Origin of the sequence: Nonomuraea sp. NPDC050022, assembly GCF_044460705.1 — a bacterium.
GTDB lineage: Bacteria > Actinomycetota > Actinomycetes > Streptosporangiales > Streptosporangiaceae > Nonomuraea.
This window is the reverse complement of sequence record NZ_JBITKE010000001.1, coordinates 1-14,425: the sequence shown is the minus strand read 5'-3', so window position 1 is coordinate 14,425 and position 14,425 is coordinate 1. Positions and strand designations below refer to the sequence as shown.

Annotated in this window: 13 protein-coding genes; 9 read left to right on the top strand and 4 right to left on the bottom strand. The window is 71.1% G+C overall.

Translation table 11 applies throughout. From position 1 onward, the window contains the following. The first annotated feature begins 76 nt into the window (after nt 1-76). Nucleotides 77-1,060, top strand: coding sequence for a UDP-N-acetylglucosamine 4,6-dehydratase (inverting) (gene pseB / locus ACIBO2_RS00065; RefSeq protein ID WP_358548822.1), 984 nt, complete (start codon nt 77-79; stop codon nt 1,058-1,060). Next, complete coding sequence (locus tag ACIBO2_RS00060) at nt 1,060-2,184, top strand: DegT/DnrJ/EryC1/StrS family aminotransferase (RefSeq protein WP_397294570.1); 1,125 nt, start codon at nt 1,060-1,062, stop codon at nt 2,182-2,184. The genes pseB and ACIBO2_RS00060 overlap by 1 nt, the downstream gene beginning before the upstream one ends. 8 nt (nt 2,185-2,192) lie before the next feature. Here ACIBO2_RS00060 and ACIBO2_RS00055 read toward each other — a convergent pair whose 3' ends face one another. The 3 genes from ACIBO2_RS00055 to ACIBO2_RS00045 are packed head-to-tail and all read right to left on the bottom strand — an operon-like array spanning nt 2,193 to nt 6,316. After that, a complete protein-coding gene (locus ACIBO2_RS00055; protein WP_358548828.1) occupies nt 2,193-4,079 on the bottom strand; it encodes a glycosyltransferase family 2 protein in 1,887 nt (628 codons plus the stop codon). Between the two features lie 39 nt (nt 4,080-4,118). Further along, nucleotides 4,119-5,900, bottom strand: coding sequence for a hypothetical protein (locus ACIBO2_RS00050; RefSeq protein ID WP_397294568.1), 1,782 nt, complete (start codon nt 5,898-5,900; stop codon nt 4,119-4,121). Then, entirely contained in the window at nt 5,897-6,316 is a 420-nt protein-coding gene (locus ACIBO2_RS00045) for a hypothetical protein (protein WP_397294566.1), read from the bottom strand. The genes ACIBO2_RS00050 and ACIBO2_RS00045 overlap by 4 nt, the downstream gene beginning before the upstream one ends. A gap of 578 nt (nt 6,317-6,894) precedes the next feature. On the opposite strand from ACIBO2_RS00045, the gene ACIBO2_RS00040 reads away from it, so the two are divergent. From ACIBO2_RS00040 to ACIBO2_RS00010, 7 genes are read left to right on the top strand one after another with little or no spacing between them, the layout of a single operon-like run. Beyond that, nucleotides 6,895-7,140, top strand: a complete 246-nt coding sequence (locus ACIBO2_RS00040) for an acyl carrier protein (RefSeq protein WP_357948443.1) — start codon at nt 6,895-6,897, stop codon at nt 7,138-7,140. After that, nucleotides 7,121-7,873, top strand: coding sequence for an SDR family NAD(P)-dependent oxidoreductase (locus ACIBO2_RS00035; RefSeq protein ID WP_397294564.1), 753 nt, complete (start codon nt 7,121-7,123; stop codon nt 7,871-7,873). The genes ACIBO2_RS00040 and ACIBO2_RS00035 overlap by 20 nt, the downstream gene beginning before the upstream one ends. Nucleotides 7,874-7,903: 30 nt before the next feature. Beyond that, nucleotides 7,904-9,370, top strand: a complete 1,467-nt coding sequence (locus tag ACIBO2_RS00030; protein ID WP_397294562.1) for an AMP-binding protein — start codon at nt 7,904-7,906, stop codon at nt 9,368-9,370. Beyond that, entirely contained in the window at nt 9,367-10,392 is a 1,026-nt protein-coding gene (locus ACIBO2_RS00025) for an acyl-protein synthetase (protein ID WP_358548841.1), read from the top strand. The genes ACIBO2_RS00030 and ACIBO2_RS00025 overlap by 4 nt, the downstream gene beginning before the upstream one ends. After that, nucleotides 10,389-11,609, top strand: coding sequence for an acyl-CoA reductase (locus ACIBO2_RS00020; protein ID WP_397294560.1), 1,221 nt, complete (start codon nt 10,389-10,391; stop codon nt 11,607-11,609). The genes ACIBO2_RS00025 and ACIBO2_RS00020 overlap by 4 nt, the downstream gene beginning before the upstream one ends. Nucleotides 11,610-11,640: 31 nt before the next feature. Further along, a complete protein-coding gene (locus tag ACIBO2_RS00015) occupies nt 11,641-11,781 on the top strand; it encodes a hypothetical protein (protein WP_397294558.1) in 141 nt (46 codons plus the stop codon). Beyond that, complete coding sequence (locus ACIBO2_RS00010; protein WP_397294556.1) at nt 11,778-14,090, top strand: hypothetical protein; 2,313 nt, start codon at nt 11,778-11,780, stop codon at nt 14,088-14,090. Before ACIBO2_RS00015 ends, ACIBO2_RS00010 begins: the two co-directional genes overlap by 4 nt. Before the next feature lie 150 nt (nt 14,091-14,240). Here ACIBO2_RS00010 and ACIBO2_RS00005 read toward each other — a convergent pair whose 3' ends face one another. After that, the gene (locus ACIBO2_RS00005; protein WP_397294554.1) at nt 14,241-14,423 is read right to left on the bottom strand and encodes a zinc ribbon domain-containing protein; all 183 of its coding nucleotides are present in this window, start codon (nt 14,421-14,423) and stop codon (nt 14,241-14,243) included. Nucleotides 14,424-14,425 lie beyond the last annotated feature (2 nt).

Sequence of the window (14,425 nt, the reverse complement as noted above, 5' to 3'; positions counted from 1 at the left end):
CCCCTCTGCGACCCTGTGTCATCGAACGATCGCGCTATGCTACCGGGCAGCTCGGATGACTACGGCGGGGGGCCGCGTGAGCATTCTCAGTGGATCGTCAATTCTGATCACCGGAGGCACTGGGTCCTTCGGCAAGGCGTTCGTCCGGCACGCGCTGGACCACCTCGACGTGCGCCGCATGGTGGTCTTCTCGCGCGATGAGCTCAAGCAGTACGAGGCACGTCACCTGTTCGACGACGACCAGCGGCTGCGCTGGTTCATCGGCGACGTACGCGACCGGGAGCGCCTGGCCAGGGCCATGCACGGCATCGACTACGTCGTGCACGCGGCGGCGCTGAAGCAGGTCGACACGGCCGAGTACAACCCGTTCGAATACGTCAGGACCAACGTCTCCGGCTCCCAGAACGTGGTGGAGGCCGCCATCGACTGCGGCGTGCGCAAGGTCGTCGCGCTCTCCACCGACAAGGCGTCCAGCCCGATCAACCTGTACGGCGCCTCGAAGCTGGTCGCCGACAAGCTGTTCGTCTCGGCCAACCACTACGCCGCCAGCCACGTCACCCGCTTCGCGGTGGTCCGCTACGGCAATGTGGTGGGCAGCAGGGGCTCGGTGGTGCCGTTCTTCCTGCGGCTGGCCCAGGAGGGCGGCAGCGTGCCGATCACCGACAAGCGGATGACCCGGTTCTGGATCACGCTCGACCAGGCCGTCCGGTTCGTGGTCGACTCCTTCGACCTGATGCAGGGCGGCGAGCTGTACGTGCCGCGCATCCCCAGCATGCGCCTGCCCGACCTGGCCCAGGCACTGGCGCCCCGCAGCCCGGTCTACGAGATCGGCATCCGGCCAGGCGAGAAGCTGCACGAGGAGATGATCGGCCCCGACGACGGCCGCAGGACGCTTCGCCTGAGCGACCGCTACGTCGTGCAGCCGACGATCGCCAGCTGGGGCTACGTGCCCCCGCAGGGCGGCGAGCTGCTGCCGGACGGCTTCGCCTACCGCTCCGACACCAACGACCGCTGGCTGTCGGTCGAGGACCTGCGCGCCATGGTGACGGTGGGCGTCTGATGCTCCCCTACGGACGGCAGTCGATCGCCGACACCGATGTCCAGGCCGTGACCGAGGTGCTGCTCGGCGAGTGGCTGACGACCGGGCCCATGGTCGGCTCGTTCGAGGCCGAGCTGGCCCGGTGGACGGGCGGCGTGCCGTGCCTGGCGGTCACGTCGGGCACGGCGGCCCTGCACGTCGCGTACGCGGCGGCCGGGGTCGGGCCGGGAGATGAGGTGATCACCTCGCCGCTGACGTTCGTGGCGACGGCCGCCACCGCCGCCATGCGCGGCGCCCGGGTCGTCTTCGCCGACGTGCAGCCCGACACGGGCAACCTCGATCCCGCCTCGGTCGAGTCACTGACGGGCGACGCCACCAAGGCGATCACCGCGGTCGACTACGCGGGCCACCCCGCCGACTACGACGAACTCCGCGCGATCACCGACCGGACCGGAGCCGTGCTGATCGGCGACGCCGCCCACTCCCTCGGCTCGCGCTACAAGGACCGGCCGGTCGGGGAGCAGGCCGACCTCACCACGTTCTCGTTCTTCCCGACCAAGACCGTGACCACCGCCGAGGGCGGCGCCGTCGCCGTACGCGACCATGACCGCTATGTCCGCGCCGCCCGTTTCCGTAACCACGGCCTGGTCCGCGACCCGGCCGAGCAGCGCGATCCCGGCCACGGCGGCTGGCACCAGGAGGTCCACGACTTCGGCCTCAACTACCGGCTGCCGGACGTGCTCTGCGCGCTCGGCCTCAGCCAGCTGCGGCGGCTCGAAGGCTTCCGCGCGCGGCGGATCGAGCTGGTCGCCCGCTACAACGCGCTGCTCGGCGACCTGCCGGGCCTGACGCTGCCCGCGCGGCGCCCGTACACCACGCCGTGCTGGCACCTCTACCCGGTCAGGATCCGCGGCGGCCGCCGGCGGGAAGTCTACGAGCGCCTGCGGGCCGAGGGCATCGGGGTGCAGGTCAACTACATCCCGGCGTACTGGCACCCGGTCTTCGAGGACCTCGGCTACCGGCGCGGGATCTGCCCCGAAGCCGAGTCCTACTACGCCGAGCAGCTCTCGCTGCCGCTCTTCCCCGATCTCACCGACCAGCAGCAGGACGAAGTCGCCGACCGGCTGCGGGCCATCCTGGACTGACGGCTGTCTCATCGTTCGGCGAGCATGAGGCAGCCGTCGTCGCCCCGGTCCACCAGGAAGCGCCGCTCGGCGACCGTCACGAGCGGCCGTGCCCGGGTACGTACCAGCGGCCGGATCTCCCGGCCCTGGTCGATGACGAAGTCCCAGCGCGCCTCACGGCCGACGACCTCGTCGATGTCCACCAGCGACACCCGGGCCCGGAAGTTCTGCCCGGCCAGCGTGACGGGGAAGTACATCTCCTCGCCGTCACTCCTGCGCACCAGCCGCAACACCGGATCGCCGTCGCCCGGGTCACTGAGCTCGCCGGAGAAGACCAGGTCGTCGCCGTCCACCCGGCACTCGCCGATCAGCGCCTCGGCCCGGCGCAGCCGCAGTCCCCAGGCCCCGCCGCCGCCGCGCACCGGCACCAGCCACACGCCCGCCCTGCGCTTCGGCGCGGGCACCAGCGGCAGCAGCCAGCGCGATCCGACGACCTTCGCCTCCAGTTTCAGCCGGGGGCCGCGCAACCGTACCCGCAGATCCCAGTGCCCGAGCCGGGCGAGCTGCGCGCGGGTCAGCGTCGCCGGGTCGAACGCGAACGCGAAGGAGAACCCGTGCTCGGCCACCGCACCGCCCTCTTCCTGCTCGACGCTCTCCCAGGTCGGTGAGACGCGCTGGTCGGACAGCGCGACGAGCTCGCCGGTCCTGCGCTCCTGCAGCCACACCTGCGCACTCGTACGGCGCAGGTCCGACACGTCGAACCGGCCGATGCTCACCCGGCCCATGCCACCGAGCTCGCCGTCGCGCCAATCCAGCTCGACCAGCCGGGCCGACAGCTTGAGCTCGGCCGACACCTCCGACAGGTGCCTGGGTATGGCCGGGTGCCGGCCGTACCAGCGCTTGCGCAGCAGGCCCGGCGGGCTGACCCGCGGAAGCAGGCGGCCCGCGCGGTCCTGCTCGAAGACGCGCGCCAGCTCGTCCAGGCGACGCCCGTGGAGCAGGTGCACCTGGAGCCGCTGCGCGAACGGGATGCTCTGCCACGCCTCCGGCGCGACGCCGTCGAGATAGCGGACGACCAGGTCGACGAGGCCGGGATCGGCCGCGGCGCCCATCATGGCCATCGCCTCCACCGCGACGCTCATGTCGATCTCGAGCGTGTCGCGGTCGAAGTCCGGCTTGAGCGCGGGCGCGCCGGTGGTGAGCAGCGCGGCCGTCTCCAGCACCGACAGCAGGCGGTCCCGCAGGTTGGCCGGCTCCAGGCGGCGCTGGGTGATCGAGGAACACTCCTCGTCGCGCTGCCGCCAGTGATAGACGATGCTCTTGATCACGTCGACCGAAGAGGCGCCCACGTGCGCGGCCATGGCGACCGGCTGATCCTCGTACATGCGCTCGGGGAAGACCAGGCCAAGGGCGTTCCAGAAGTCGAGCCGGTAGACCTTGTTCCACAGCATGCGGTCGCGGATCAGCAGCGGGTGGCGGGTGATGTGCGTGCGCCTGCGCGACTCGGCGAACGCCTGCTTGTGCGCCCACGAGGGTACGAGCAGGTTGCGGTGCAGCCGCATGACGTTGCCGCAGGCCAGATCGGAACCGGTGGCCTCCAGGGAGGCGACCAGCCGCTGGAACGCGCGGGGCGGCACCTTGTCGTCACCGTCGACGAAGGCCAGGTAGCGGCCCGTGGCCCGGCGGACACCGATGTTGCGGGCCCGCCCCACCCCCTGGTTGGCCTGCCGGATGAGGCTGATCCTCGGGTCGGCCGCCATCCGGGCCTCGACCACGGCGGCACTGGCGTCGGTGCTGCCGTCGTCCACGCAGATCATCTCAAGGTCCTGGAGCTTCTGCGCGGCCAGCGAATCCAGGCAGGGACCGATGTACTTCTCAACGTTGTAGAACGGGACGATCACCGAAAGAACCGGCACGGAAACTCCTCTTCGTCAGCCGGACAGCAGGCGCATTCGTCAGCCGGACAGCAGGCGCAGAACCCGGCGGGCGACCCTGCGCGGGCGGGCCAGGCGGCGCGAGAGCCGGTAGCCGAGCGTCCTGCGGTAGGCGGCCGACTTCCGCTGGGTCTTTCTCAGCCGGCCCTTGGCCCGCAGCAGCTCGCGTTCGCGGTAGGTGAGCTTGGTCTCCAGGCGGGACACCCTGGCCAGCGCGGCGGTCAGCTGGTCGGCCAGCCGGTCCCGCGCGCCCAGCAGGTCCCGGTACGTCGGGGCGGCGTCGCTCAGCTCGGCCGGCTGCCCCAGCTCGGCGTCGAGCTTGCGGGCCAGGTCGAGATCCGCCTGGTCGCACGGCCGGTTCGCCATGCCGCAGAGCGTCAACGCCAGCTGCTCGGCCTGCCGCGGCCACGGCCACGGGTGGTGGTGACCGGCGGCCAGCAGGCGTACCGCGAACCGCCACAACACCCGGCACAACACCACGCGGTCGGCCGGTCGGTCGGGCTGCGCGGGCAGGGCATGGATGGCGGCGAACCGCTCGCCGTCCCAGACCAGATTGTCGGCCGCGGCGTCGCCGCCCATCTCGACCCAGTCGCCCAGCACGGTGAGCAGGTCACGGACGGCCCGTACGTCCTCGCGGGCGCACGCCTCGATCAGGACCTCCTCCACGACGCGGCCCGCGGGGATGGCTCGCTCGACGCCGTCGGGCAGCCGGCGGGTGGCGCCCCAGGTGACCTCGTGTACGGCGTGACCTTCCTCGAACAGGCCGAGCGGCAGGTCCGTGGGCGACCCCTCGTACTGGCCGAGCGGCAGGTCCGTGGGCACGTCCTCGTACTGGCCGAGGTCCGTGGGCGCGTCCTCGTACTGGCCGAGCGGCACGTCCCCCCGCGCTGTGGGCGCGGCCGAGGGTCTGGTCGCCATGGCCACCCATAGCGGGGCAAGCTGCTCGCCGAGGCCGTGGCTGAACACCAGCCGGGTCAGCCGCAGCGGATCGGCCACCAGCATCCTGTCGCCGCCACGGGCGCTCAACGGCACCGTGAGCGCGTCGGGCAGGTCGCACCCGAGCAGTTCGCGGGCGAGCAGCGCGCGGGGCGCCGCGCGGCCCGGATAGGCGGCGTAACACCTCTCGGGGGTCAGCCCGGCCGCCGCCAGCTCCTCGTCGAGGGCGCCGGGCCCGTCGGGGTAGCCCTGGTCGAACCCGTGCGGCTCCCAGTGCTCGTCGCCGCCGTCCCGGTCGGCGGGCCTGGCCTCGACGAACCGGTCGATGCCCAGGTCGTTGCTCACGCTCAGGACGAACCGCCCGCCCGGCGCGACGAGGGCGGCGAGCGCGCCCAGCGACTCGCGCCAGGGCGGCGCGACCTCCTCGGCCGAGTGCGTACGCCGCAGCCCGTCGAGCGCCAGGACCAGGTCGTACGGCTCGCCCTCGGGCAGCGCTGACAGACGGCCGCAGTGCACGGCCAGATCGGGATGGCGCTCGGCCAGGGCGCAGGCGTCGGGATAGGAGCGCAGCACCACGGCCACCGACGCGGCCCGCGCCACCACCTCGTCCACCAAGCCGCGCGGGTGCGGCCCGACCAGCAGCACCCTGGCCCTCGCGCCCCTCTCGGCTCCGTTGGCCTCTCCGCCCTCTCCGCCCTCTCCGCCCTGGCGGCCCTCACGGCCCTCGCAGGTCTCGATGGGGAGCAGGCGTCTGACCAGTTCCAGGGCCACGCCCCGCCAGTCCGTGACACCGGACGTATGGGATGAGTCCGACCACAGCAGCATCTCGCCGCCGATCAGCCGGACATTCTCGGGTGCCTCGTTCATGCGCATCGCGCCCGCTTCCAGCCGAACATTCGCCGTAGCTCCTCCGGTGTCGCCTGATACTCGAATCCCAGCTCCTGCCGGGCCGCCTCCCTGGCCGCCTCGGGGTCGACGCGCGCGCCGTGCAGTTCGGGCCAGAGCCGCATGCGGCGGGCGGTGCCGCCGTACTCGGGCCGCTCGTCCTCCAGCTGCATCGGGTCTCCGTAGACGGCGACGTCGCAGCCCACAGAGGCGCCGTAGAACAGCGCGCTGCCGAGCCGGTTGGACGCCACCCGGCGATGCCGCCGCAGCTCGGCCAGCTGGCCGGACAGGAAGTCGCGCCCCCTGCCGTCCCACCGCGAACCGCGCTCACCATGGCAGATGACCCGGAAACCCGCCGACCGATAAGCCCGCCGAATGTCCGGATTAGCGAATTCCAACCAGTAAAGACAGATTGTCACCGGCTCCGTCTCCACTTCGGATATTTCGGCAGCCAGCCGGGCATGGTCGCCGGTGACCGAATGCTTTTCCCAGCCGTGGAAGGGATACCAGATCGTACCCTTCCTTTCGGGGGCCGCCGCCTTTCCAGGCTCCATATCAAGAAGGTAGATCCACGGCGCGCCGATGACATAGTGACCACGGCGACCCATCGACCAGCCACGCCGCCTGAGCACGTCTGACCAGACGAAACGGGGGTAGCCAGGGCTGCACCAGTGGTCGTTGGGCGGGAATCCGTGGAGATAGTTCCAGCCGTGCTGCAGAAAACCCTGTATTCGCCGGGGAGTGTCATCAGCCATTTCACAGTATCGGCCTAGTATGCGAGAGTGCCCGTACCAGTGATTGGATTCGTCCATCATTCCCCCTGTAGCGGTTGACGCGCCCCAGGCGACATTCTCAGCCCGGCACAGCGGGCACTCGCCGTTATACGGTTCTATTACTCACGACGGGTGCTTGGTTTCTGTTGACGGACGATCACGGCTACACTACGTGGTTGTCCGAAGACAGAAAGTGAGCAGAGATGAGCCAGCTCGACCGCCTGCGCGGCGTCTTCCGCGCCTCGCTGAGCCTGCCGGCCGACCGGGACGTCGACGGGCTCGAATACCGGGCGATCCCGCAGTGGGACTCACTGGCCCACATGGCCCTCGTCGCCGCGATGGAGGACGAGTTCGGCATCATGATCGACACGGACGAGATGATCGACATGAGCTCGTTCGCCAAGGCCGCCGAGCTGCTGGAGAAGCACGGTGCCGACGCCGTCACCTGACCTCCGGGTCGCGCTCGTCACCGGCTCCACGCTGGGCATCGGCCGGGCCGTCGCCGCGCGGCTGGCCCTGACCGGTCACGAGGTCGTCCTCCACGGGCGCGACCAGGAGCGCTCCGCCAAGGCGGCGGCCGAGGTGGCCGCCGAGACGGGGGGCCGCACCGACACGGTCCACGGCGACGTGGCCGACCCCGCCGCGGTGTCCGCCATGATGCGGGAGATCCACCGGCGGCACGGGCGGCTCGACGCCCTGGTGATCAACGCGGGCGGGCACGCGGCGAGCCTGCTCGGCATGATGCACAGCGACGTGGTGAGCCGGCTCTTCCACGTCAACGCGCTGGGCGCCACCCACACCCTGCAGGCCGCGGTCAAGCTGCTGCGCAGGGGCACCGACCCGGCCGTGGTCCTGGTCTCCTCGGTCATGGGCCGCAAAGGGGCGCCGGGCCAGGCCGTCTACTCCGCCACCAAGGCCGCCGTGCTCGGCCTCACCCTGGCCGCCGCCAAGGAGCTCGGGCCCCAGGGCATCCGGGTCAACGCGGTGGCACCCGGCTACATCCAGACCGACATGCTCTCCACGCTCGACGACCGGGCCCGCGCCGACACCGTCGCCGCGACCCCGCTCGGCCGCCTGGGCACCGCCGGCGACGTGGCCGCCGCGGCCGCCTTCCTGCTCTCCGCCGACGCCTGCTTCATCACCGGGCAGGTCATCGGGGTGGACGGCGGGCTGGTGCTGTAAGTCTCCGACACGATGGACGGGCGGTCTTTCATGAACGCTTCCCTACACTCCGGACACTCCGGCGCACCCCAACCCGCCGACGGTTCCTCACCGCGGGTCGGCGAGGACCTGACCCCTCGGGAGGGCCTTCCGTACCCGGACGCGCAGACACCGCTGTGCCTTCCGCACCCGGACGCGCAGACACCGCTGTGCCTTCCGCATCCGGACGCGCGGATAGTCGTCGCCGGAGAGCCGGGAGTGCTCACCGGTGACGACCTGGCGGCTCGGATCGCGAGCGCCACGCAGGCGCTGGCCGCGCTGCCGCCCGGCCCGGTGTTCTGCGGCATGCGTAACGATCTGCCGTCCGTGCTGCGCTACCTCGCGGCGTTCCAGGCGGGCAGGCCCATCGCGCTGCTGGACCCCGACCTGCCGCCCGGCGCGCTGGCCGAGCTGGCCGCCAGGTTCAAGCCCGCCGCCCTGCTCGGCTTCACGCGAGCCGCCGACGGCCTACGGCGTGCCCGGGGCGGCACCCCCGAGCCCCATCCGGACCTGGCCGTCCTGCTCGCCACCTCGGGTTCGACCGGCAACCCCAAGCTCGTGCGACTGTCGCGGTCGGCCGTGTCGGCCAACGCCCACGCCATCGCCACCGCCCTGGCCATCGCGCCCGGCGAGATCGCGCCGACCAGCCTCCCGCTCTACTACAGCTACGGACTGTCGGTGCTCAACAGCCATCTCGCCGCGGGCGCCACCGTGGTGCTGACCGACGCGGGCCTGCTCGAGCGATCCTTCTGGACCATGCTCGACGAACACCGGTGCACCTCACTGGCGGCGGTCCCCTACCAGTACGAGATGCTGCGCAAGCTCCGCTTCGACCCGGTCGAGCATCCCGCGCTCACCACCATGACCCAGGCGGGCGGGCGGCTGCGGGCCGACCTGGTCACCGAGTTCGCCGCCAAGGCCCAGCGCTTCCTCGTCATGTACGGCCAGACGGAGGCGACCGCCCGCATCGCCGTACTCCCCCACGACCGCCTGGCCGCCAAGCCCGGCTCCGTGGGCCTGGCCGTCCCCGGCGGTCACCTGACCATCGACGACGGCCAGGTCGTCTACCACGGCCCCAACGTGATGATGGGCTACGCCGAAACGGCCGACGACCTGGCCAGGGGCGACGACCTGGGCGGCGTGCTGCGCACCGGCGACCTCGGCCACCTCGACGACGAGGGCTTCCTCCACATCACCGGCCGGATGAAACGCATCGCCAAGGTCTTCGGCGTACGCGTCAACCTCGACGACATCGAACGCCTGCTGCGCGACCGCGGCCCCGTCGCGGCCACCAGCGGCGACGACCGTGTCACGGTCTGGGCCGAGGGCCTCGACGCCGAGGGATGCACCACGCTCGCCCGGCGGCTGGGGTCCGAGCTGCGGCTCCACTGGAGCGGGTTCGACGTACGCGGCGTGGACCGGCTGCCGCTGCTCGGCACCGGGAAGATCGACTACCTCGCTCTGGAGGCCCGCACGTGAGCGTCTTCACCTTGTCCCAGGACGCGAAGGAAGCCGCGCTGCTGCCCGAGTTGGTCGCGCTGACCGAGCGGCATCGGCGGGCCTGCCTGCCGTACCGCCGGATTCTCGACGCGATCGGGGCGGTGGGGCCCTACGAGCGGGTGGCGGATCTGCCGTGGCTGCCGGTGCGGCTGTTCAAGACGCACGAGTTGCGCAGTGTGCCGGAGAGCGCGGTGTTCAGGGTGCTCACCTCCAGCGGTACGACCGGGCAGCGGCCCAGCCGCGTCTATCTCGACCGCGAGGCGGCGGCCGCGCAGCCGCGCATGCTGGCGGCGACGCTCCGCGCGGTGCTGGGCGAGCGGCGGCTGCCGATGCTGATCGTCGACAGCCGATCGGCGATACGCGCCGCCACGCTGAGCGCTCGTGGGGCGGGCGTGCTCGGCATGATGCACTTCGGCAGAGACCACACCTTCGTGCTCGACGAGGGTGGCGAGCTGGATGCCGAGGCGGTCAAGGGCTTTCTCGCGCGGCACGGTGGTGCGCCCTATCTGATCTTCGGGTTCACGTTCATGGTGTGGTCTCACCTGCGTGAGCTAGACCTCTCGAAAGGGGTGCTGATCCACTCCGGGGGCTGGAAACGGCTGGCGGAGCAGGCCGTCGACAACGCCACGTTCCGCCGGCGGCTGGGCGAGGAGTGCGGGCTGCGGCGTATCCACGACTTCTACGGGATGGTCGAGCAGATCGGCACGGTGTTCCTGGAGGGGCCGGACGGCGGCGGGCTCTATTGCCCTGATTTCGCCGATGTCGTGATCCGCGATCCGGAGACGTGGCAGGAGGCGCCGCCCGGCGTGCCGGGGCTGATCGAGGTGGTCAGTACGCTGCCCACGTCCTATCCGGGGCACGTGCTGCTGACGGAGGACCTCGGCGTGGTGCACGGGGTGGACGACGGTGTGTGGCCGGGCAAGCGGTTCTCGGTGCTCGGGCGGCTGCCCAGAGCGGAGGCGCGCGGCTGCAGCGACACCTCGGCACGGTCGGCGGCATGATGAGCGACGTCTCGTCCAGGTTCCCCGATTGCCGGGAGATCTCAGTTGAGACGCTGATCGGGCAGATGTCCGGGGGCGAGCCGCTCGCGGTGGGTGATGAGCGGATTCGTGGGTTCCTCACCGGGTTCGGCAGGCGCCTGCTGAGTCCGGAGCTGGCGCGACGTCATCCCGAGCTGGCCTCGCTGGGCTTCTTCCTGCGGCCCAGCGAGCTGACGCGGATTCTCGACGGGCCCCGGGGCGATCACCTGCGGGCGCCGCGCGGCCTGGTGTTCCACGTCCCGCCCGCGAACGTCGACACCGTCTTCGTCTACTCCTGGGCCCTGTCGGCGCTGATGGGCAACCGCAACGTGGTACGCCTGTCGCCGCGCGCGGGCGCCGTGGCCGAGACGATCACGCGGACGCTGCGGGAGTCGCTGGCCGACGCCGATCCGGTGGTGGCCGCTACGCAGCGCATCGTCACGTACGACCGGTCCGACGCCGTCACCGCGGCCCTGTCAGCGGCGTGCGACCTGCGGGTCATCTGGGGCGGCGACGCCGCGGTCGGCGAGATCCGCCGCCATCCACTAGCCCCGCACGCGCGTGACCTGACCTTTCCCGATCGGACGTCGTTCGCGGTGCTCCGGGCGACGGCCTGGCTGTCGGCGTCGGCCGCCACGCGGGGAGCGGTCGCCGAGGGGTTCGCCAACGACGCCTACTGGTTCGACCAGGCGGCCTGCTCGTCGCCGCGCACCGTCTACTGGGTCGGCTCGGTCGCCGACTGCGATGTGGCGCGCGAGGAGTTCACCGCCTGGCTCGCGCGGGCCGTGGCCAAGCGGGGGTGGTCCGTGGACGCCGCGATGGCGGTCGAGAAGCGGGTCGCCACGTACGGACTGGCCGCCGACGGCGACGCCCACGCCATCGACTTCCACAGCAACGCGCTGGCCAGCGTCACCCTGGCCGGTCCCGAGGCGGCGCCACGACGGTGGCTGGGCGCCGGGACGTTCGCACACGCCCGGCTCGATGGCCTTGGCGAGCTGGCTCGGCTGGTGGAGCGCCGGGATCAGACGATGACGCACTTCGGGTTCGTCCCGGCCGAGCTGGAGTTGCTGGCGGGGGCGCTGGCGGGTCGGGGGGTCGATCGGATGGTGCCGGTGGGGAGCGCGCTGAGCTTTCACCGGGTTTGGGATGGAGTGGACCTGACCGCCGAGTTCACCCGTCTGGTGACCGTGATCGTATGACGACCGGGGCGGACAAGAGCGTGGCGACAAGATGACGATCACGACCGCGAAGAACGTGGCGGCCAGCAAGGAGCGTGACGGTCACGGCGGACCAAAACGTGAGGACCGCACGACCATCACAGCCGCAAAGAGCGTGACGGTCACGGCGGACCAGAACGTGGCGATCGCATGACCATCACAGCCACAAAGAGCGCGGTGGCCTCGCCGGTGGCCGGGCAGCGGGGGTGGTCCGGTTGGGTGCCGGTTGGGCTGGTGGGCCTGGTGGCTGCGGCGGCGCTCGTCTGGCGCGGGGTTTCCGTCCGGGACATTGCCGCTTTCGGGGGCTATACCGGTGTCGGCGTGCTGGTTCCCGGGACGCTGTTGTGGCGGGCGTTGGCACGGGGGCGCGGGTCGCTCGCCGAGGAGCTGGCGGCAGGGCTGGCGCTGGGGTACGCGGTCGAGGTGCTGGCCTACATCCCGGCGCGCGCGGTCGGGCTACCGCTGCTCGTGCTCGTCTGGCCCGTTACGGTGATCGCCGCCTTCGTCGCCGTACCCCGACTACGACGGTACTGGCGGTCGGGGCCGGGACCGGGGACGGCTGGTCGCGAGTGGATGCCCCTGTGGTGCGCGTGGGCCCTGGCCGCGGTCGTCTGTTATCTCGTCGTCTGGAGCACCCTGTCGTTCTACGGGGGCCATGGCCTGACCTGGCCCGGCAACGCGACTCCCTACGTCGACATGCCCTACCACCTCGCCCTGCTCGGCGAGCTCAAGCATCACATGCCCCCGACGGTCCCGACGGTCCTGGCTGAGCCGCTGTCCTACCACTGGTACGTCTACGCCGAGATGGCCGCCACCAGCTGGGTCACCGGGATCGAACCACAGACGCTCCTCTACCGGCTGTCGATGCTGCCGATGATGGTGGCCATGGTCGTGCTGCTGGCGGTGCTCGCCAGGCGGGTGACCGGGCGGTGGTGGGCGGGCGTGGCTGCGGTCTTCGTGACGTACTTCGCCTTCAGCCCGGAGCTGTACTGGGGAGCGAGCAATCTGTTCACGTCGCGGTCGATGTTCACGGTGTGGACGAGTCCGACGCAGACGTTCGGGGCGTTGCTCTGCGTCCCTGTGGTGCTGGTGCTCGTTGGGTACCTGCGCCGGGAGCAGACCGGGTGGGGCGGGTGGGTGCTGGTCGGGGTGCTGTCGGTGGCGCTGACCGGGGCAAAGGCGACGTTCCTGCCGCTGTTGCTGGGTGGGCTGGTGCTCGTACTGATCGTCAGACGGTGGTCGCGGCCCGCACTCGTAGGTGCCGAGAACACATCGACCGAGCCGTGGTCACGACCCGCACTCGTGAACGTCAGGAGCACGCTGACCGAGCGGTGGTCGCGGCCCGCACTCGTGGGCATCGGGATCATGCTGGCCGGTCTGGCGTTCGCGCAGTTCGTGGTCTTCGGGGGTCAGCGGCAGGGGCTGGTGCTCGCGCCGTTCGCGAGCATGCGGCCGGTCTGGGGGCTGGTGATGGACCTCGGACCCAAGCAGGTTGCCAGGGCCTCCGTGTGGCCGATCGCGGGGCTGACGGGGATTCACCTCATCTGCCTGGCGTGCGTGTGGGCGGGAGTGCTGGGCGTGCTGGCCAGGCGGGCGGTCCTACGGGATCCGGGCATGCTGCTGTTGCTCGGGATCGGGGCGGGGGGCATCGGCGCCGTCGTGCTGCTGGGGCATCCGTCGGCCAGCCAGTACTACTTCCTGGAGGGCGCTCGACCGTACCTCTCGATCGCGTCCATCGCCGGGGTGGCCGCTCTCGGCCGGGAGCGCGGATTCGCCGCCGCCAAGTGGTGGGTGGCGCTGGGAGTGGGGCTGGCCGTGGGGGTCCGAGCGCTGCTCGGACCGAACGTGCCGGTCCACGGGCTGTTCCCCCTCGCGCTGCCATACCTCGTGCTCGCGGGGGTCGTCGCGACCGTCACGCTGCGGCGCGGACCCGTAGTGCTGGCGGTGGTCGCGCTGCTCACCGGCTACGCGGTGCCGGCCACCTTGGCCCAAGGGGTCGGGCCGTCGAGCCACCACGAGGCGCCGCCGCCTGTGCGCATGGTGCCGCAGGGTGCGCTGGAGGCCGGGCGGTGGCTGCGGGATCACTCCTCGCCCGACGACGTGGTGGCGACCAACGCGCACTGCCGGCCCGTCGGCTGGAAGGTGTGCGACAGTCGCCATTTCTGGGTGTCCGCCTACAGCGAGCGCCGGGTGCTGGTGGAGGGGTGGGCGTACGCTCAGAGCACGATGTCGCGGAGCGAGCCGTTCGGCCTCTCCTACCTGGCCCTCCCATTCGCGGACCAGGAACGGCTGGCGGCGAACGACACGATGTTCCGGCAGCCGTCGGCGGAGAATGTCGCGCGGCTCGTCCGCGAATATGGCGTTAAATGGGCGCTCACCGAGAATGACACGGCCCTTGATGGCTTCGCGACGCTGCGTTTCCGCAGCGGCCAGTGCTCGGTCTACGAACTCGGCGCCGGGTAAAAGTCTGCCCTACTCCAAGAATGGTGCGGAGAAACAGCCCGCGCATCAATGGACGGCCACAGCAGCATTCCCGTATCAACTACCACCGTTTGAAGCTGGTGGTTTGCTCTCGCGGTCCCGTCTGGGTGAAGGGAGGCCGGTAGCGTGTGGCTAATTGATAACAGCCCAGCCCGCAATGCCGCGTGTGGCGATGTTGCGGGCCGCAATGTGGTCGGCGTGCCCAGCGAGGCCACACCCGGTGCAGACGAACCGGCCCCGCGCCGGCCGATTCGCCCTGGACACCCACCCGCACTCCGGACACGCCTGCGAGGTGTAGGCGGGGTCGACCAACACGA

Coding starts and splice junctions, on each gene's coding strand:
- ACIBO2_RS00015 (WP_397294558.1), top strand. CDS start 11,641: ATGACGATCACGACCGCGAAGAACGTGGCGGCCAGCAAGGAGCGTGAC.
- ACIBO2_RS00060 (WP_397294570.1), top strand. CDS start 1,060: ATGCTCCCCTACGGACGGCAGTCGATCGCCGACACCGATGTCCAGGCC.
- ACIBO2_RS00020 (WP_397294560.1), top strand. CDS start 10,389: ATGATGAGCGACGTCTCGTCCAGGTTCCCCGATTGCCGGGAGATCTCA.
- ACIBO2_RS00040 (WP_357948443.1), top strand. CDS start 6,895: ATGAGCCAGCTCGACCGCCTGCGCGGCGTCTTCCGCGCCTCGCTGAGC.
- ACIBO2_RS00050 (WP_397294568.1), bottom strand. CDS start 5,900: ATGAACGAGGCACCCGAGAATGTCCGGCTGATCGGCGGCGAGATGCTG.
- ACIBO2_RS00010 (WP_397294556.1), top strand. CDS start 11,778: ATGACCATCACAGCCACAAAGAGCGCGGTGGCCTCGCCGGTGGCCGGG.
- ACIBO2_RS00030 (WP_397294562.1), top strand. CDS start 7,904: ATGAACGCTTCCCTACACTCCGGACACTCCGGCGCACCCCAACCCGCC.